The 17,985-nt window shown below is 62.0% G+C and carries 13 protein-coding genes; 4 read left to right on the top strand and 9 right to left on the bottom strand.

From position 1 onward, the window contains the following. Positions 1 to 2: 2 nt before the first annotated feature. From AB4N48_RS01090 to AB4N48_RS01070, 5 genes are read right to left on the bottom strand one after another with little or no spacing between them, the layout of a single operon-like run. Positions 3 to 1,622 (bottom strand): DUF2300 domain-containing protein, encoded by a 1,620-nt coding sequence (locus tag AB4N48_RS01090; RefSeq protein WP_460094652.1) that lies wholly within the window; start codon positions 1,620 to 1,622, stop codon positions 3 to 5. 1 nt (position 1,623) lies between these two features. Further along, positions 1,624 to 6,198, bottom strand: coding sequence for an alpha-2-macroglobulin family protein (locus AB4N48_RS01085; protein WP_460094650.1), 4,575 nt, complete (start codon positions 6,196 to 6,198; stop codon positions 1,624 to 1,626). Beyond that, entirely contained in the window at positions 6,195 to 6,845 is a 651-nt protein-coding gene (locus tag AB4N48_RS01080; RefSeq protein WP_095181920.1) for a DUF1175 domain-containing protein, read from the bottom strand. The genes AB4N48_RS01085 and AB4N48_RS01080 overlap by 4 nt, the downstream gene beginning before the upstream one ends. Beyond that, complete coding sequence (locus AB4N48_RS01075; RefSeq protein ID WP_460094649.1) at positions 6,830 to 8,542, bottom strand: DUF2138 domain-containing protein; 1,713 nt, start codon at positions 8,540 to 8,542, stop codon at positions 6,830 to 6,832. The genes AB4N48_RS01080 and AB4N48_RS01075 overlap by 16 nt, the downstream gene beginning before the upstream one ends. 35 nt (positions 8,543 to 8,577) lie before the next feature. Beyond that, the gene (locus AB4N48_RS01070) at positions 8,578 to 9,369 is read right to left on the bottom strand and encodes a YfaP family protein (protein WP_150742325.1); all 792 of its coding nucleotides are present in this window, start codon (positions 9,367 to 9,369) and stop codon (positions 8,578 to 8,580) included. A 498-nt stretch (positions 9,370 to 9,867) separates the two neighbouring features. Here AB4N48_RS01070 and AB4N48_RS01065 point away from each other — a divergent pair, with 498 nt between their 5' ends. The 4 genes from AB4N48_RS01065 (at position 9,868) to AB4N48_RS01050 (ending at position 15,008) form a co-directional block, all read left to right on the top strand. Further along, positions 9,868 to 10,110 (top strand): exodeoxyribonuclease VII small subunit, encoded by a 243-nt coding sequence (locus tag AB4N48_RS01065; RefSeq protein ID WP_016772991.1) that lies wholly within the window; start codon positions 9,868 to 9,870, stop codon positions 10,108 to 10,110. Beyond that, positions 10,107 to 10,994 (top strand): (2E,6E)-farnesyl diphosphate synthase, encoded by an 888-nt coding sequence (gene ispA / locus AB4N48_RS01060; protein ID WP_041477698.1) that lies wholly within the window; start codon positions 10,107 to 10,109, stop codon positions 10,992 to 10,994. The genes AB4N48_RS01065 and ispA overlap by 4 nt, the downstream gene beginning before the upstream one ends. A 91-nt stretch (positions 10,995 to 11,085) precedes the next feature. Next, entirely contained in the window at positions 11,086 to 12,984 is a 1,899-nt protein-coding gene (gene dxs / locus AB4N48_RS01055) for a 1-deoxy-D-xylulose-5-phosphate synthase (protein ID WP_315435955.1), read from the top strand. 140 nt (positions 12,985 to 13,124) lie between these two features. Further along, complete coding sequence (locus tag AB4N48_RS01050; protein ID WP_460094647.1) at positions 13,125 to 15,008, top strand: TonB-dependent receptor domain-containing protein; 1,884 nt, start codon at positions 13,125 to 13,127, stop codon at positions 15,006 to 15,008. A 137-nt stretch (positions 15,009 to 15,145) separates the two neighbouring features. On the opposite strand, the gene AB4N48_RS01045 is transcribed toward AB4N48_RS01050, so the two are convergent. The 4 genes from AB4N48_RS01045 to AB4N48_RS01030 all read right to left on the bottom strand — a co-directional run bounded on the left by AB4N48_RS01045 (position 15,146) and on the right by AB4N48_RS01030 (position 17,962). Then, positions 15,146 to 15,946 (bottom strand): cobalamin-binding protein, encoded by an 801-nt coding sequence (locus AB4N48_RS01045; RefSeq protein WP_460094646.1) that lies wholly within the window; start codon positions 15,944 to 15,946, stop codon positions 15,146 to 15,148. Continuing rightward, on the bottom strand, positions 15,946 to 16,365 hold the full coding sequence (locus AB4N48_RS01040; protein WP_460094645.1) for an MFS transporter: 420 nt from the start codon (positions 16,363 to 16,365) through the stop codon (positions 15,946 to 15,948). Before AB4N48_RS01040 ends, AB4N48_RS01045 begins: the two co-directional genes overlap by 1 nt. Beyond that, positions 16,362 to 16,979, bottom strand: a complete 618-nt coding sequence (gene ribA, locus AB4N48_RS01035) for a GTP cyclohydrolase II (RefSeq protein WP_024014485.1) — start codon at positions 16,977 to 16,979, stop codon at positions 16,362 to 16,364. The genes AB4N48_RS01040 and ribA overlap by 4 nt, the downstream gene beginning before the upstream one ends. Before the next feature lie 245 nt (positions 16,980 to 17,224). After that, on the bottom strand, positions 17,225 to 17,962 hold the full coding sequence (locus AB4N48_RS01030; RefSeq protein WP_460094644.1) for a substrate-binding periplasmic protein: 738 nt from the start codon (positions 17,960 to 17,962) through the stop codon (positions 17,225 to 17,227). Positions 17,963 to 17,985: the final 23 nt, after the last annotated feature.

Raw genomic sequence — 17,985 nt, 5'->3', positions numbered from 1 at the left:
GTCTATTCCAGCAAAAGGTGACGGGCGAGCCCTTCGATGTAGGTTTCATCCTGGCCGTTGGGGTGTGCTTCGAAGGCCAGGTGCAGATATTCGTGGGTCAGATCGAGGCGATCCTGCAGGCTCAGCACGCCGCGCACGTATATGCGCTGGCGTTCGCGGTCGACGAAGGGCCGGCCGAAGGCGAGTTTGCATACGGCGAAAGTGCTGACTTCGTTATAGCCGGTTTCGCTTTCGAGCTTAGGACGCCAGCCGCGTCGCTGCTTTTGCAGCCAGTCTTGCGCGGCGGGTAATGCTTCGCAGGAGGCGACCGGGTTGTCCCAGCGGCTGAGGCTGGCGCGTGGATAGGAGTGCAGCAGAATCGCGTCGTAGCGCTGGCCGGCGTTCGCTTGCTCGACGGCTTGCTGCCAGGCGAGTTTGTCCGGGCCGGGCTGGTCGGAGTGATAGGTGACGGTGCTGCCGGCCAGTACCAGATCCGCCGTCCACGCCGCGATGTTGCGTGACTCGGCAGAGGCTGGACGCGGGGCGACGCGCTGGCGATTGCTGCTGTCGTCGATGCTCAGGCAGTCGCCGTTGCGCGTGGCGTTTTGCAGCAGATAAGTGCGGATCGCTACGGCCAGCGCCTTGGCGGCTTCGGCAGGTTCAGGTTTGGCTTCGCGCTCAAGGACACGGGCGACATATTCTTCGCGATCAAGCCTTGCGACGAGTTTGTCGTTGAGCAGAAACAATTCGCCATCGCTGTGGATGTCCAGCGCGTTGCCGTTGGCGAATTCGACGTGGTAGTCGCCGCGCAATGGCCCGGACGTGGCAACACGATCGCCGGCCAGAACTTTCGAAACCGGGTATTTCGAGAACAGCCCGACTTCCACACAACGCCCTGCGTCCGCTGGCCACGCCGTCGGCAACACGCTGGCCAGCGCCTGAGCGTAGTGCCGCAGAACCATTTGACTGGTACCGCGTCCACCCGCCCAGATCGGTGTGCCGTCGGCGCTCCAACCGGCGAATCCACCTTGCCGCGATTGTGCATCCTGGTCGCCGAGCCAGCTCCAGGTTTTCACCCGCAGGCGCCCGCCCAACTCGCCGACGACATTGCCGTCCGCCGCGTTCAGCACGACATCGAGCAGCACGCGGCGCGTCTGATCCTGCGCTGGCAGCAATGCCAGAACGCTCAATAACTCGGCAACCGAAACCCTTGTTGCCGGTTGCACGGCTGGCAAATCCAGCAACCACGACGGTGCCTGCCGCGACTGCCAATACGCTCGCCAATCCTTCGCTGCAATGCCCAACCGCGCGGGGTCGAAATACAGACCGCAGGATTTCACCAGTGCCTGATCCCGCTCGATCTTGCCGCCCGCCGAGCAGCAATAAACTTCTTCTTTGGACTGCCCGCGACATTCATAAGCCGGTTCCCGTGCACCGGTATCCACCAGCCACGCGTAGACGAACAACTTCCACAGACTGCCCAGCGGCGCATCCAGCGACGCTGGCAACGGTTCGCGCTTGATCAGTTGCGTCTGACTCAACGACAACAAATCGCCCTGATAGGCCACGCGCAACGGCTCGTCCTGCGCTGTCGCCAGCGCAGGCATCACCCCCATCAGCAGCCACAACAGCGGCCGGCGCATGTCAGTTGACCGTGACCTGACCGAGGGCGGCTTTCGCCTCTTGGGCCTGATGTTGCGGTGCATACACTTGCTTGAAGCGTACCGGCGGCAGGTTGAACTGGCCCTTCTGCGAGAAGCGCACCAGATGACGCAGGCGCAACTCACCACTCAGCGCGTCGACCGGCACCGCGTATGCCAGTTGTCCCGGTTCGAAACGCGCCTTCTCCAGCGCGGTCGGTTCGGTGCCGTCCTTGCCCTGCAATTTGATGCCCCATGTCGTGCGCTCGACATCTGCGCCCGGTGGCAGCGGCACTTCAAGCATGCCGTAGCGCAGCGGTTTCGGCGCTTTGCTGGTGAGGATCACCTCGTCCAGGTACAGGCTGTCGCTGGACAGCGGCTTGGTGCCGACCGGCTCGAGTTTGAAGGTGAACGCTTCGTCGCCCGGCACCAGCCGCGACAGACGCCGAGTGACGCTCACGGCCATCGGATCGACCTGCGGCTGTTGAGTCTGGAAGCTCAGCGCTGCACGCAACGGCCGCTCTTGCGCGCCGGACACGCTCAGTACGTTCGGCAAAGGCGTCGCGCCTTGCCATGTCCAGTACATCTCGCCGCTGGCGCCGTAGTTTTTCTTCCAGCCCTCACCCGGCATCAGCGCGATGGTCGGCGAGGCCTGAGCGATGCTGCGTTGCAGCCAGGTCAGCGCCAGTGCACGTTCCAGTGTCGATTGCTGCGGCAACAGACGTTGCAACAACGCCGTGGCGCGAGCCTGATCGAACGGTTGCAGCGACAGGTTCAGTGCTTCAACGAAGGGCTGCGAGCTGACGGCCAGACGTTGTTGCGCTGCGCCCAGTTGCCGATTGAACGCCTCCGGCAAAGCAACTTTCGCCTGCGTGGCCAACGATGCAGTGAGTACCCGCGCCGTCGCCAGACCAAGTGCCGAATCCGGGTCGTTCATCACCAGACTGTCCTGGCCGTCGTCGAGCAAGGTTTCGGCACTGCCTTCACCGGCCTTGACCAGATCGTCGATCAGACCGCTGAGCAGCGTGTTCACTGGCAGCTGCATCTGTTTGGCGAACGACAGAATCAGCGCCCGCTGCAGCAATGGCGTATTCGGCGCTTGCTTGGCGTACACCTCGAGTACGCGCTGCCAGTGCTCCGGCGGCAGGGTCAGGTCGAGTACGCGGCTGGCATTCCAGTCAGCGTAATAGGCATAGGCGGTGAGAAATGCATCCGGCTCGCCGTCGTAGCCCCACCAGGTGAAGCTCGCCGACGGCCCGGCCATTTGCACCAGACGCAGACGGCTGTTCTGCATGATCAGGCGCAAGCGATCGCGAATCTGCGGGTTCGACGCCAGCGATGGATAGGCGATGCTCAACGGCAGCAAGCGACTGGCGGTCTGCTCGACGCCGCCGTACGGGTAGCTGAGCAGATCATCGAGGGCGGAACGGAACAGCGCTTGCGGACTGTCATCCAGACGCAGGCGAATATCCGTGGCATCCGCCGGCAAACTCAAGGGTGTATCGCCGCTGACCACATCGAGACTTTGCGTTTGCGTGACTTGCCAGCCATCACCGGTGGCACTCAAGCGCACAGCCAGGGCATCGGCGACTTTGCCGTCCTGCACCAACTCCGCCGTCCACTCGCCAGAGGCCAAAGCGAACGCCGGCAGTGGCAGGTAATTGATGCCGCTGTTCAGGGTCACCGGCAGACGTTGTTCGGTACCGGCATAGTGAGTCACCAGTTCCGCCTTGACCGGTTTCTCTGCCTGACTGAAAGCGAACACACCCAGTTGCGGCTGATCGCCCTTGCGGAATTTGCTCGGCCCGCTCCACTTCAGGTAAAGCGGTTTTTCCGAACGGACAAACTGCTTCTTCTGCCCGACCTGACCGTCATCGGCAATCGCCCGAGCGGTGATGCGCCAGCGGGTCAGCGAGTCCGGCATCTTGAAGGTGAAGCGGGTTTTGCCGTCGTCGCCGGTCAACAGCTCCGGCTGCCATGCAGCAGTGTCGACGTCTTCACGGCGCGGACGCTCAAGCACCTTCACACCGCGTTCGCTGCGATTGGCCTTGCCCGGAGCGCCGGGGCTACCCGGCAATGCCACGTCGTAGCTGATGAATGACAGGCTGGCACTGGTGCGCACGTTGTTGCGCCGAGGGTGATAGAAGAACTGGTCGATGCTCGGCGCGACTTCCGGTTGCAGCGCGTAGACCATTTCGTCGACCACGCTGACCGTCAAGTGTGCCGGAACCGCTTTGCCGGCGAACTGCGTGGTCAGGTCGACCGTGACCGTATCGCCCGGCAGGTACACCGCTTTGTCGGTGCTGATCGCCACGTCGATTTGCGGCGCGACCACTTTGATCCCGGCGTTCTGAAAGCTGTACTGACCGCCCTTGGTGTAGAGCACGGAGAAGGTCAGGTTCGGCGCGAAGCTGTCTTTCACCGCAATGCGCGCGCGGTATTGGGTGTCGCTGAGTTTTTCCAGTTTCAGCCAGTCGCCGCCCTTGGCCAGCAGCGCAGTGGCCTCGACCTTGTCGCGCTCCAGCGACAGCAGTGCGTCGCTGACCGGCTCAGGGAAGGTGATCAGCGCCAGCGCTTCTTCGCCCGCCTTGTACTCGGGCTTGTCGAGGACGATTTCCACCGTGCCCGGCACCGCTTTCACACCGTCGCCGGTGACCGAATGGCCGGTGGCGCCGAGGACGCGACCGTGTTGATCCTTCAGCGTCAGGTTGTACGTGCCCGGGCGTTCGAAGGCCATGCTGAAGCCTTTGTCATTCTCCGCGAGTTTGCCCTCGCCTGTGCTCTGGTCTTCCAGACGCACCCAACCATACGTGCTTGGGGTCACCGCTTTGCTTTGCTCAGTGCCGCCCTCGTTGGCGTAGCTGAACGCAACCTTGTCACCGACTGCACTGAAGCGTTGCGGCGCGCTCAAGCGAAAACTCGCCGCGCCACGGTCGATGAGGATTTCCTTGGTGGTCTTGACCCGATAAGCCGCGCCGTCGCTGGCGAACACGGTGAGCATGTAGCGGCTCGGTTTATCGGCTGCCGGCAAATCGAGGGTCGCGTTGCCTTTGCTGTCGGTAGTCAGTTCGGTGCTGGTCAGCTCCACCGGAAATTGCCCGAGGTATTGCAGCTCGTTGTCGACCATGGACAGTTGCTGGGCGCGCAGGCTCAGGCTCAATTTGGCGTTGGCCACCGGTTTGCCGTCCGGATAGAGCAGCACCAGATTGCCTTTCACCGGCTCACCGGTGCGGTAATCCTGCTTGGCCAGATTCAGCGAGATTTCGAAGTGCGGCTTGATGTATTCGGCGACGCGGAAAGCACTGCTGTAGGCCTGATCCTTGTAGTTGAAACGGATCTCGTAACCACCGGCCACGGCGTTATCCGGCAACTGGAAGCGACCCTGGGTACCTGCTTTCGAATCAAGCTTCAGATTGAGGGTTTGCAGTTCGGTCCCCGTGGCATCGAGCACGCTGACACTGACATCCGCCGCACCCGGCAGCACCGAATCACGGGCATTCTTGAACTCGCGCCCGACGATTTTCAGCGACACCCAATCGCCCGGGCGATACAGCGGCCGATCGGTGAAGGCATACAGTTTGGTGTCGTAGATTTCGCTGTCGTAGTAGAAGTTTTCCGAGACGAATACGCCGCCCTCTTCGTCCTCGCCGATGACGAACGAACGCTCCGGGCTGACGTGTTTCAGACGCAGCAGACCGTCGGCATCGGTAGCACCGCTGCTCATCACGCCGAGGCCATCGGTCCACAGCACATTGACCTTCGGCACCGAGCTGCCTTCGTGTTTGCGCGCGGCCCAGACCAGCAATTCATCACCGGCAATCTTGCTCACCGCGACGGTGTTGGAGACGAAAACCATGGTGGTCGCGCGGTACTTGCCGATCAGCGCTTCGACCAGATACAGCCCCGGCTTCAGGTTGCCCAGCGGGATGTACACGTTGCCCGGTGCGACGCTGACAAAGTCGCTGGACGAGCCGGCCAGATTGACCCCGGCCGGCGGCTGAATCGGCTTGGCCTGCCACAGCGGATAACGGAACTGGCTGACCACCGGCAGACCCGGGATCAGCGCAAATTGCGGCTGCGCGTCGTACGGCGTCGGCGCGGCCATGGCCTCGCCCATTTTCAGTTCCGGCACTTCTTCGGTGACCTGCTTGCGCGATTCGTAAGAGAACGCACGCTGCATCACCCGCCGGGATTTGCGATACCAGTTGTCCCACAGATACGCGAGAGTGTTGGACAAACCTTCGCCCTTGAACTGGCCGTCACTGACGACGCGGTGCAGGTTCTTCTGGCGCTTGAGGAAATCCAGCGGCTTGTCGATGCGATATACGCGAATGTCGGCGCCGCCGTACGGCTCCATGCGAAAGCGCCGGTAGTCACGACCCGGGGCTTCGAGGCGGACCATCGCCGGCTCGTCGCTGGCAAAACTGCTGTCGGCGAGCAGGAAGAAACTCTCACCGGCCACCGGCGTGTAATTGCTCGGCTCCACCGAGTCTTCGGCGTAGACGCAGGAAAACGGCAGCAACAACGCCAACAGCAAAGAAATTCGCGAACAGATACGCAACATGCGGGCACCGGTCATTGGGAGAGAAAGTTCAGTCGATAGACGCCGATGAAGTTGGGGTTGGCTGCGTCGGGTATCCATCGGGTGTCCTTCCATGTCATGAGTTGCTGCAGGCTTGCCGAACGCATGCCGTTGTCAGTGGGGGTGGTGGTGCCGGTGTGATAGGCGATGTAGCGGCCCATCCAGATCATCAGGTGCTGATCGTCGCCCTGATCGAAAAACATCAGGTCGCCGGGCCGCGCCTGCGCCACATCGCGGCCGACCAGGTGGCTGTTGAACTGAATCAGTTTGATCGCGTTGACGTACGGCCCGACCTTGCCGCCGCCCTGCTGCCACTGTTGCGCGAGCTTGCGTTGCTCGTTGCTCAGCGTCAGTTCCGGCGGCAGGTAGCGATTGGACAGACCATTGCTGCGCAGCCATTTGTCGTCGTGGACTTTCAGCGCTTCGTTGGCGGCAAAGCGCACCAGGCCGGCGCAGTCCTGCTGATACCAGCGCGGGCTTGGGCCTTGGCTCAGTTGCTCTTGAGCAATACGCACAAACCAGGCGCGAAACACCTGGGATTGCGCCGGATCGAGTGCCGGCGCCTCAACTGCGCGGGCACCTGCGCTCAGCAACAGCGCGAGCAGGCCAAGGCTGCGGATCAGTGCGCTCACAGCGCTTTCCATTCCAGTGGCAGCCATTGCCAGTGGCCGTCAGGCTCGCTGCCTTCGGGCAGGGTCAGGGCATATTTGCCGTAGCCGCCAAGGGTGCGCAGTTTTGGTATCAGGTAGGTTTGTGCGGCGTTGTAGAACACCGGCTCCATGTCCTGCGGCAGGCTGTCGAGGGTTTCGCGCTGCATCAGTTGCGCCATCGCGTCCGGGCCGAGGTAGATCGGCATCAGTACGTCTTTTGGCAAAACGTCGGCCATAGGCGGGAAGCGCTTGTCGAGGGTGCCGAGGGCTTTGTCGACGAGTTTGTCGTCGAGGGAAAACAGCAGCGTCGAGCCATGACGGGCAAGGCTGACTTTCATGAACGCCTTGCCGGAAATCGCCTCCGGGTTCTCGGCGGTCTTCGCCGCGTACGGCCCGAAACTGGAACTGACCTGACGCTGCCAGACGTGGCTCTGGCCTTCCTGCTTGTCGATCACCGGGAATACGCTTTCGGCGACATTGGCTTCGAACGCGCCGACCATCGAACCGAACAACTTGCCCAGATCACCATCAAGCTTGCTGGTGTCCTCGTCTTTGAGGCTGGCGACCAGCAATGGCGTGTACAGCCGCGAATCGGCGTACCAGCACAGGCCAGCCGCGCCAGCGACGTGTTCGGTGAGGGTCTGCGCCACCGCTTCTTCAGCGCCGAGTTTGATCAATATCGGCTTCTGCGGTTCGGCCGCCACTGGCAGGGTCACGCAAGCGCTCGCCCCCAGCGGCATCGCTTGCCAGACCGGTTTGAAATCGAAGTCCGGCTGGTTTTCCAGCTCATCCATGGCCAGATAGCTGTGCCAGCCCTTGTCGTCCATGTCGAAACGCAGCCCGGCGAAATTCGGGATGAAGCGCTGATAGCCCATCGCGAGCACGCTGGAATTGACCGACAGACGCTGCTTGGTTTCCGGGCTTTTCGCCGGCAAGCCGAACGCTTCGGGGAAGAGTTTTTCGCCGTTGAGCAACGCCGCCAGCGCTTGCGCGGAAACGCGGCCCGACTCTTCCGAGACGCCGCTCTCGGGGTCGTAGTACTTGGCTGGATTGGACAGCACCACCAGTTTGTCGCCGCGCGACGCGAACAGCAGAGATTTGCTGGCGTTGTAGCTGAGTTGATACAGCGGCACTTCGTCGCTGCCGACTTTGAGAGTGCCGAAGATGCTGAGCTGGGTGTCATCCAGCGCCACTTTCGCCAATGGCTCGAGCAGCTTGGCCAACCCGCCGCGATCCATCACCAGCAGGAAATCCTTCAAACGACCATCGGCGCCACGCCACAGCGCAACATCGGCCGGTTGATCGAAAAGCTGCTCGATCAGGCTGTCCTGCAACTTCAGGTCATGCTCGTAGATGATCCGCCGCAGGCTGCCGATCAGGCCGAGGCGATCGGCGTGGGTTTCGTAATAGAAGACGAAATCCTCGGTAAGCGTGGCCTTGAGGAACGGCACCGTCAGCAGGTCCTTGGGCAACTGGCTCAGTGAACGGGTTTCGAGCAAGGCATCCGGACGGCCGAGGCCGAGCTTGTCACTGGCAAGTGCCGCCGGCGGCGCTTTGGGCTTGAGCAGCAGCCAGCCGAAACCGCCCGCCACACCGGCCACCAGGCACAGGCCGAGCACGACCAGCGGCCAGCGCCGCGAAGGTTTGGCCGCCGGTGTCGCGGCAGCTGGAGTCACAGTGTTATCGCTCATGTTCACAACATCCGAGTTCATCCGTGGCGGGATGCTTAATAGTTGAAAGTCTTGACCAGCAACAGATCACCGATCGCCCGCAGGGGCACGATGAAGGTTTCGCGTTTTTCGTCGACGGTGTTTTCGTTGAGCACCAGGGTGATCTGCGAGGTGATCACCTCGTTCTGATTACTGGTTTCCTCGAAGTTATAGCCACCATCGCCGTAGTTGCCCCAATAGTTGACGTAGACCAGATACGTGCCGTGCAGCGGCGCGGTCATGGTGAACATTTCCGGGCCGGGGCCGTCGACGCCATCCGGGTCGAGGCCGCCGCCATTGCTCAGCGCCGGCCGTGCCCAAAAGGCATGCTGACCGTCGGGGGTGACAATATGCAGATCCAGCTCGGCTTTCGGGTCGTCCCATCCCAAGACAAGACGAATCCGCGCCGGCGTGCGCAGATTATTTGCTTCATAAAATTGCACGCGCTTGAGCGACTGGCCCTCGGCGCTGATCACTTCGACGCTGTTGGAACCGGCGCCAAATGCGTAGGGCCGGGCAAAACGTCCCTGATCATCGGTGTACAGATTCAATGGATTGCCGTTGACGGCGAGGCTGTGCGGCGGACGCATGTGGCCGAGGGCTTTGAGCTGGCCCTGGATCATCGTGCGATTGCGCTGAATGCCGCGATCGATCGGCGGCGTCGGGTAGGCGACCTGCGAATTTTCCGAACGATCGAGCAGGCCGTGATAACGCCAGCCGCCGACCGGCTCGGACAATTGCGCAGCCGGCGCGGCCCACAGCACAGGCGCGCAGGCGAAGCCGATCAGCAGCAAAAGAAATGAACGCATGTGACGCCTCCTGCCATGCCTTAAACGAAACCTTGCACCCGATCCTCGGTACTTCACAGCGGTGAACTGCGTTTCGTCTGAATGCCCCGCAACTGTCGGGGCCGTAGAAGCGGCGAAGATTAGCGATTCGGCAGTTTTTTAACAATCGGATACATGTGTGATTGCTGTAGGAATCTCGCTTTCGAGAGGGTGTGAGCCGAATAGCGAAGTTATTCGGCTCATAAAATGAGCCGAATAAGCCTCAGCCCCGAAACTTCACATTAACTTTGTGACGAGGGGGTTTATCCCCGCTCGGCTGCGCAGCAGTCGTAAAACCGGCGACTTCGATTTTCCTGGGAGTATCGGTTGTCTGGTTTTAGGGTTGCTATGCAACCCAGCGGGGATAAATCCCCTCGCCACGGGGTCATGTGCGCGGCTTTGGGTGGGGCGCCTCATTTGCCCATACCCCCCCTATCTGCTAGTGTCGCGCCGGTTTAACGTCTACCGGAAATTGCCGCCATGGCCCGCAAAAAAGCTGCACTGGATTTCGAACAATCCCTCGCCGACCTGCAAACACTGGTCGAGCGTCTGGAGAACGGTGAATTGTCGCTGGAAGACTCGCTGACCGCTTTCGAGCAGGGCATCGGTCTGACCCGTGACTGCCAGGCGGCGCTGGCCCAGGCCGAGCAGAAAGTGCAGGTGCTGCTGGAGCGTGATGGCGAACTCGCCGAGGAACCCTTCGACGCGGATGAGCCAGAATGATCGCGGCATATTCGGCGAGCAGTCAGGCCCGGGTCAACGCGGCGCTGGAAACGCTGTTCAACGCGCCGCTGCCGGAACTGGCGCGGCTCTACGAAGCGATGCGTTACAGCGTGATGAACGGCGGCAAGCGCGTGCGCCCGTTGCTGGCTTACGCCGCGTGCGAAGCCCTCGGCGGAAAGGCTGAACAGGCCAGCGGCGCGGCCTGTGCGGTCGAGCTGATCCACGCCTACTCGCTGGTGCATGACGATTTGCCGGCGATGGACGATGACGATCTGCGTCGCGGCCAGCCGACCACCCACAAAAAATTCGACGAAGCCTGCGCGATCCTCGCCGGTGACGGCTTGCAGAGCCTGGCCTTCAGCGCCCTGCTCGACCCGCGCCTGAGCGATTGCAGCAGCGAAATCCGTCTGCAGATGGTCACAGCGCTGGCCCATGCAGCCGGTCCGGCGGGCATGGTCGGTGGTCAGGCCATCGACCTCGGCTCGGTCGGTCTCAAGCTCGATCAAACGGCCCTCGAGCAGATGCACCGACACAAGACCGGCGCGCTGATTGAAGTCAGCGTCAAGCTTGGTGCCCTGGCCAGCGGCCGCGCCCAGCCTGATCAGCTGCAGGCATTGCAGACTTATGCACAGGCCATCGGCCTGGCCTTTCAGGTGCAGGACGACATCCTCGACGTGGAAAGCGATACCGCGACCCTCGGCAAACGCCAGGGCGCCGATATCGCCCGCGACAAGCCGACCTACCCGGCCCTGCTCGGCCTCGACGCCGCCAAGGCCTACGCTCTGGAACTGCGCGATCAGGCCTTGCAGGCGCTGCGACCGTTTGACGCGGCGGCCGAGCCGTTGCGCGAGCTGGCGCGGTATATCGTCGAGCGGCGCAACTGACGGCGTATCGGCCAAAAAAGACCAACGCGTGGGCAGGGGCCGATGCATCAGGTAAACTGCCGCATCTTTTATACCTATAACGATTCGCCTGATGCCCACGACGTTTCATGAGATTCCCCGCAAGCGCCCGACCACGCCCCTGCTCGACCGCGCGAACACGCCGGACGGCCTGCGCCGGTTAGGCGAAGCCGAGCTGGAAACCCTGGCCGATGAGTTGCGCCTGGAATTGCTCTACACGGTCGGCCAGACCGGTGGGCATTTCGGTGCCGGCCTGGGCGTGATCGAGCTGACCATCGCGCTGCATTACGTCTTCGACACCCCGGACGACCGTCTGCTGTGGGACGTCGGGCATCAGGCGTATCCGCACAAGATCCTCACCGGTCGCCGCGAGCGCATGGCCAGCCTGCGTCAGAAGGACGGCATTGCCGCATTCCCGCGCCGCTCCGAGAGCGAGTACGACACCTTCGGCGTCGGCCACTCCAGCACCTCGATCAGCGCTGCGCTGGGCATGGCCATTGCTGCCCGCCTGCAGGACAGCGATCGCAAGGCCATCGCCGTGATCGGCGACGGCGCGCTGACCGCCGGCATGGCTTTCGAGGCGCTCAACCATGCGCCTGAAGTCAACGCCAACATGCTGGTGATTCTCAACGACAACGATATGTCGATCTCGCGCAACGTCGGCGGGTTGTCGAATTATCTGGCAAAGATCCTTTCCAGTCGAACCTACGCGAGCATGCGCGAGGGCAGCAAGAAAGTCCTTTCGCGCCTGCCCGGCGCCTGGGAAATCGCCCGTCGTACCGAAGAATATGCCAAAGGCATGCTGGTCCCCGGCACCCTGTTCGAAGAGCTGGGCTGGAATTACATCGGCCCGATCGACGGCCACGATCTGCCAACCTTGATCGCCACCCTGCGCAACATGCGCGATCTCAAAGGCCCGCAGTTCCTGCACATCGTCACCAAGAAAGGCAAAGGCTTCGCCCCGGCGGAAGTCGACCCGATCGGCTACCACGCCATCACCAAACTCGAACCTCTGGACGCCCCGGCCGCTGCGCCGAAAGCCGCCAGCGGGCCGAAGTATTCGGCGGTGTTCGGCGAGTGGCTGTGCGACATGGCGGCGGCTGATGCTCGTCTGGTCGGGATCACCCCGGCGATGAAGGAAGGCTCGGATCTGGTGGCGTTCAGCGAGCGTTTCCCGGAGCGTTATTTCGACGTGGCGATTGCCGAGCAGCACGCGGTAACGTTCGCCGCTGGCATGGCCTGCGAAGGCGCGAAACCGGTGGTGGCGATCTATTCGACATTCCTGCAACGCGGTTACGACCAGTTGGTACACGACGTCGCGGTGCAGAACCTCGACGTGCTGTTCGCCATCGACCGCGCCGGTCTGGTCGGCGAAGACGGCCCGACCCACGCTGGCAGCTATGACCTGTCCTACCTGCGCTGCATCCCGGGCATGCTCATCATGACCCCGAGCGATGAAAACGAATTGCGCAAAATGCTCACCACCGGCCACCTCTACAACGGCCCGGCGGCAGTGCGTTACCCGCGTGGCAGCGGGCCGAATGCAGTCATTGAAAAAGATCTCGAAGCGATCGAAATCGGCAAGGGCATCGTCCGTCGTCAGGGCAGCAAGGTCGCCATGCTGGTGTTCGGCGTGCAACTGAGCGAAGCCTTGAAAGTCGCCGAGAAGCTCGACGCCACCGTGGTCGACATGCGTTTCGTCAAACCGCTGGATGAAGCGCTGGTGCGCGAGATCGCCGGCAACCACGAGTTGCTGGTGACTATCGAAGAGAACGCAATCATGGGCGGCGCCGGTGGCGCGGTCAGCGAATTCCTCGCCCGCGAGAACATCCTCAAGTCGATGCTGCATCTGGGCTTGCCGGACATTTACGTCGAGCATGCGAAACCGGCGCAGATGCTTGCCGAGTGCGGGCTGGATGAGGCCGGGATCGAAGCGTCGATTCGCCAGCGGCTGGCATTGCTCAACAGCTGACGCAATCCCTTGTAGGAGCTGCCGAAGGCTGCGATCTTTTGATCTTGCTCTTCGGCAGCTCCGGAACCTTTAAAAAGCAAAATCAAAAGATCGCAGCCTTCGGCAGCTCCTACATGGTTTTGCAAAGACCATAGATTGCCATGAACCTCTCCCGCCTCGCCCTGCCCTTCCTCCTGCTGCCAACCGCAAGCGCTGTCGCCGACACCTTCGAGCGCGATCAGGCGCTGAAGCTGCCGGACACGCTGATCAGCGCCAATCGTCAGGTCGAGGCGCGCAACGACAGCAGCGCCGCCAACACCGTGTTCACCCGCGAAGACATTGATCGCCTGCAACCAAGCGACGTGCCCGATCTGCTGCGTCGCGTGCCCGGCGTGCAAGTGGCGCAGACTGGCGGGCGCGGCAGTCTGCCGGGGATCTACATTCGCGGCACGCAATCGGCGCAGAGCCTGGTGCTGGTCGATGGCCAGCGCATCGGCAATTCGACTTCCGGCGACAGTAATCTGCAACATCTGAACATCGAGCAGATCGAGCGAGTCGAAGTGCTGCGCGGCTCGCGCTCGGTGATTTATGGCAGCGACGCGATTGGCGGGGTGATCCAGATCTTCACCCGACGCGGCACTGGGCAAGGCTTGCAGCCACGCCTGCATCTGGGCTTCGGCAGTCAGCAGACATGGGAGCGCAGCCTCGGCTTGTCCGGCGGCGACGAGAAGACCCGCTTCAACCTCGGCGCCAGCCTCGACGAAACGGCCGGGATCGACCGTACCCACGAGTCGTATCCAAGCGACAGCGACCATGACGCCTACCGCAACAAATCCCTGAGTCTGAGCCTCAGCCACGCGCTGAACGAGGACATCGAAGTCGGCGCCAATCTGCTGGATAACCGTGGCAGGAGCGAATTCGACAATCCGTTCGGCCGCTTCGACATGGACACGTTTGAGTCGGTGCAACAGCAGCCGTACAGCGACTTCAATATCAGTAGCGTGAGCAGTTACGTCGATGCGCGGGTCAACGAAACCTGGAAAACCCGCGTCGAATTCGGCCACAGCGAAAACCGCGAGAAGACTTTCGACAAGCTCAGTGACGAGCGCACGGTGTTCAACACCTATCGCGACTCAGTGAACTGGCAGAACGACCTGACGCTCGACCCGCGCAACAGCCTGATGCTCGGTGGTGACTGGTACGAAGACCGGATCAACAGCAGCACTGCGTTCGACGAGGACAGCCGCTGGAATCGCGCAGCGTTCATCCAGCATCGCTATCAGGCCGACAGCTTCTCCACCGAGATCGGCGTGCGCCACGACGACAACCAGCAGTTCGGCAGCCAGAACACTTGGAGCGGTACTTTCACCCTGCCGCTCAATCCGGATAACGACGTGCTGCTGAGCTACAGCGAAGGTTTCCGCGCGCCGACCTTCAACGACCTGTACTACCCGGATTTCAGCAATCCCGACCTGAAACCGGAAACCTCAAAAAGCTACGAACTGCAATGGCGCAGCCAATTGAGCGACAGCGCGCGGCTGGAGGCCTCGATTTACCGCACCGATCTGCAAGACGCGATCATCTTCGGTAGCAACTCACGCCCGCAGAACGTTGCGTCAGCGCGCATCAACGGTTTTGAAGCAGCGCTGAAGCAGGAGCTGTTTGGCTGGCAGAGCAATCTCGGCGTGGCGATCATTGACCCGCGAGATCGCGATACCGGGCATACCCTGGCGCGACGGGCGCGGCGCACGGCCAGTTGGGATCTGGATCGGCAGTTCGATCGCTTGGGTGTGGGCGCCAGCTGGCAATTGGTCAGTGGCAGTTACGACGACTTGAACAACACCCAGTCGCTGGGCGGCTACGGCACGCTCGGGCTGCGCAGCAGTTGGGCGCTGAACCGTGAGATCAAGCTGGATCTGAAGGTAGATAACTTGCTGGACAAGGGCTACAGCCGGGCGAACTACAGCTATGACGGCGCGCAGTATGGCTATCGCGAGGAAGGTCGGGCGTGGATGTTTGGGGTCACCTGGACTCCTGAACTCTGAGCTGAGATTTGTATTGGCTGGCTGGCCTCTTCGCGAGCAGGCTCGCTCCCACAGTAGACTGAGTGCGGCCACACAGTTTGTTTTCACCGCAAATCCAGTGTGGGAGCGAGCCTGCTCGCGAATACAGGCGATGCGGTCTACCGATCCGGCGCGATCAATTGGCAGAGTTTGGCGGTCGCACTGATCATCTGACCACTGGGCCGTTCCAGACCTTTGTCACTGACCAATAGCAGTCTCCCCTGCCTGACTGCTGCCACCTGCGGCCAGGCCTTCCACGCGCCTAGCTGCGCCTGGTCACCGGCGACAATCACTTCGGGATCACGCTGCAATACCGCCTCGATACTCACCTGTGGTGCCGGCAGTTTCAGCTCGGCGAAGATATTGCGCGCGCCGCACACCTCAAGCGCATCGCTGATGATCTGCCCTCCCCCGACGGTGTACAGCGGCTTGTCCCAGACCTGATAAAACACCCGCAGCGGCACATCACGACGATAACGCTGGCGCAGATCATTCAGCTGCTCGCGCAATTCGGCCGCTCGTTTCGCCCCACGTTCAGGACGCCCCAGCTGTTTGCTGATCGCTTCAATTTGCGTCGCCAGTTGCGTCAACTTGTGCGGCTCGGCGACGAAGGTCGGAATGTTCAGACGTTTGAGCTGATCACGCTGCCCGGCGCCGACGCTGCCGGGCCAGAGCAGCAGCAAATCCGGTTTCAGGCTGAGCAAGCGCTCCATGTCGAGCTGACCGTAGCGCCCCACAGACGCAACATCGGCAATTGCCGGCGGCCGCTCGCCCGCATCCAGCACGCCGACCAACAGGTCGGCAGAGTCCAGTTCAACGACGATTTCAGACAGCGAGGGGGCGAGGCTGACCACACGCAGTGCGGCCAGCGCCGGGCTGCTCAGGGCGAGCAGCAGAACCGCCAGCCACAGGCGATGCATCAGCCGAGTTGACGCGGAATACGATAGAGATAGAACAGCACGGCGGTGGACAGCGCCAGCAACATCAACGGCACGGCTTCGAGGCCGACGAATACCGCCAGTGCGCCGATCCAGGCCGGCAAAGACGCCACCAGCAACGCCGCACGCCGACGCGCCGCAAGGGCAATCCAGGCGGCGGGTTCTTCGGCGGTATCGAGGGCTTTTTGCGTGGCGATCAACGCGTGTTTGTAGCGGGCGAAATACTTGAGGCTGACAAACATCGAGGCGACGCCAGCGATGAACAAAGGCATCGCCAGCACTGGCAACAGGCCCTGGCCTTCACCGAACAGCGCGTTGAGCACGAACAGCGGCAACAGCGCCAGCGCCAGGTATTGCCACCAGGCCACCGCCAACCGCCGCCGCACCTGGCCGCGGTTCACGCGCGGTCGACCTCGCCCTGGTGCTCGTTGCCCATCATGTGGTCGAGCTTGCTGGCCTTGGTCGCCAGGTAGAGTTTGTTGTGCGGATTGTGCCCGGTGTGCAGCGGCACGCGCTCGGCGACGACGATGCCCATGTCGGTCAGCGCTTTGACCTTGCGCGGGTTGTTGGTCATCAGGCGCAGGGATTTCACGCCCAGATGCTCAAGCATCGGCAGGCACATGGCGTAGTCGCGCTGATCGGCGGCAAAGCCCAGACGCTCGTTGGCTTCGACGGTATCGGCGCCGCCGTCCTGCAATTCATAGGCGCGGATCTTGTTCAGCAGCCCGATGCCGCGCCCTTCCTGACGCAGATACAGCAGCACGCCACGGCCTTCGCGGGCGATCGCCTGCAAAGCTGCCTCCAATTGCGAGCCGCAGTCGCAACGCTGGCTAAACAAGGCATCGCCGGTCAGGCATTCGGAATGCAGACGACCGAGTACCGGGGCGCCATCGGCAATTTCACCGAGGCTCAGCACGACGTGCTCACGCCCGGTGCTCTCATCGAGAAAGCCGTGCATGGTGAATTGCGCAAAAGGCGTTGGCAGCTTGGAAGCGGCGACGAAGACGACAGGCACCGATGTGCTCCTGATCTAGAAGACTGAAAATTCGCAGGCCGGCATTGTAACAGCAGGTTCCTGTAGACGCTTAGGCTGAATTATCGGGCATAAACATCAAAAAGTTTGATGACAGCTGCCGCCAGCACCGCCGCTCCCTGTAGGAGCTGTCGAGTGCAACGAGGCTGCGATCTTTTGATCTGGCTTGATATCAAGATCAAAAGATCGCAGCGTGCCGCAGCTCCTACAGGGACTTGCGTTGGGCTTCAGTTCGGGTTGAACGGATACGGCTGCTTCCACCTCTCGAAGACCGGCTTCAGCTCTCCGCTCTTGACCAGTTCCGCCATGCGCCGGTCATACAGCGCCATCAACGCGCGAGCCTGCGGGGTATCAGCGAAACCGAGAAACAGCGGCAACTCAGCCAGATGCGAATAGCGAAACTGCGCGGGATCTGCGGCATCGCGCACGACCGCTTCAATCTCGGTCAGCGCATCGATGTAGTAATCCGCCCGGCCCTGCTTGAGCATCAGCAGAATGCCGGTGCGCCTTTCGATCTGGTTGAAGCGCTGGATGTTCGGCAAGTAGTTTTCGTAACGGTAGCCGCGCACCCAGGCCAAACGGTATCTGCCCAGGGTCGCCAGGGTCGGCGGCGGGCTGCTGGCCAGGCCCAGCGCGTAGATGTGATCGGAATCGAACTTCCACTGCGGGTACAGCACCTGCGTGGCTTCGTCGCGGTAGGAGCCGACCAGCGCGTCGACTTCCTTCAACTGCACCAGCCCGATCGAACGGGTGTACGGCACCGTGCGAATATCCAGCTTGACCCCGGCCGGCTCGAACACTTTGCGCAACACGTCCCAGGCCAGACCATGGCCATCGGCGGCGGTGTAATCCTCCCAGTCTTCGCTGGCCAGATGGATTACCCCAGGCACAGGCGCGGCGGCCTGCGCATGGGCGAACGTGCCCAGCAGAGCCAGAAGCAGCAGCGCCAACCCGCGTCGCAGCATTGCGTGGTTCCTCACGTGAGTCG

Source organism: Pseudomonas sp. S2_C11, from assembly GCF_054668395.1.
The sequence above is the reverse complement of the archived record's forward strand: the minus strand, read 5'-3'. Positions and strand labels throughout refer to the sequence as shown.

Excerpts from the sequence above, each read along its gene's own strand:
- AB4N48_RS01090 (WP_460094652.1), bottom strand. The coding sequence starts at position 1,622 with ATGCGCCGGCCGCTGTTGTGGCTGCTGATGGGGGTGATGCCTGCGCTG.
- AB4N48_RS01085 (WP_460094650.1), bottom strand. The coding sequence starts at position 6,198 with ATGACCGGTGCCCGCATGTTGCGTATCTGTTCGCGAATTTCTTTGCTG.
- AB4N48_RS01080 (WP_095181920.1), bottom strand. The coding sequence starts at position 6,845 with ATGGAAAGCGCTGTGAGCGCACTGATCCGCAGCCTTGGCCTGCTCGCG.
- AB4N48_RS01075 (WP_460094649.1), bottom strand. The coding sequence starts at position 8,542 with ATGAGCGATAACACTGTGACTCCAGCTGCCGCGACACCGGCGGCCAAA.
- AB4N48_RS01070 (WP_150742325.1), bottom strand. The coding sequence starts at position 9,369 with ATGCGTTCATTTCTTTTGCTGCTGATCGGCTTCGCCTGCGCGCCTGTG.
- AB4N48_RS01065 (WP_016772991.1), top strand. The coding sequence starts at position 9,868 with ATGGCCCGCAAAAAAGCTGCACTGGATTTCGAACAATCCCTCGCCGAC.
- ispA (WP_041477698.1), top strand. The coding sequence starts at position 10,107 with ATGATCGCGGCATATTCGGCGAGCAGTCAGGCCCGGGTCAACGCGGCG.
- dxs (WP_315435955.1), top strand. The coding sequence starts at position 11,086 with ATGCCCACGACGTTTCATGAGATTCCCCGCAAGCGCCCGACCACGCCC.
- AB4N48_RS01050 (WP_460094647.1), top strand. The coding sequence starts at position 13,125 with ATGAACCTCTCCCGCCTCGCCCTGCCCTTCCTCCTGCTGCCAACCGCA.
- AB4N48_RS01045 (WP_460094646.1), bottom strand. The coding sequence starts at position 15,946 with ATGCATCGCCTGTGGCTGGCGGTTCTGCTGCTCGCCCTGAGCAGCCCG.
- AB4N48_RS01030 (WP_460094644.1), bottom strand. The coding sequence starts at position 17,962 with ATGCTGCGACGCGGGTTGGCGCTGCTGCTTCTGGCTCTGCTGGGCACG.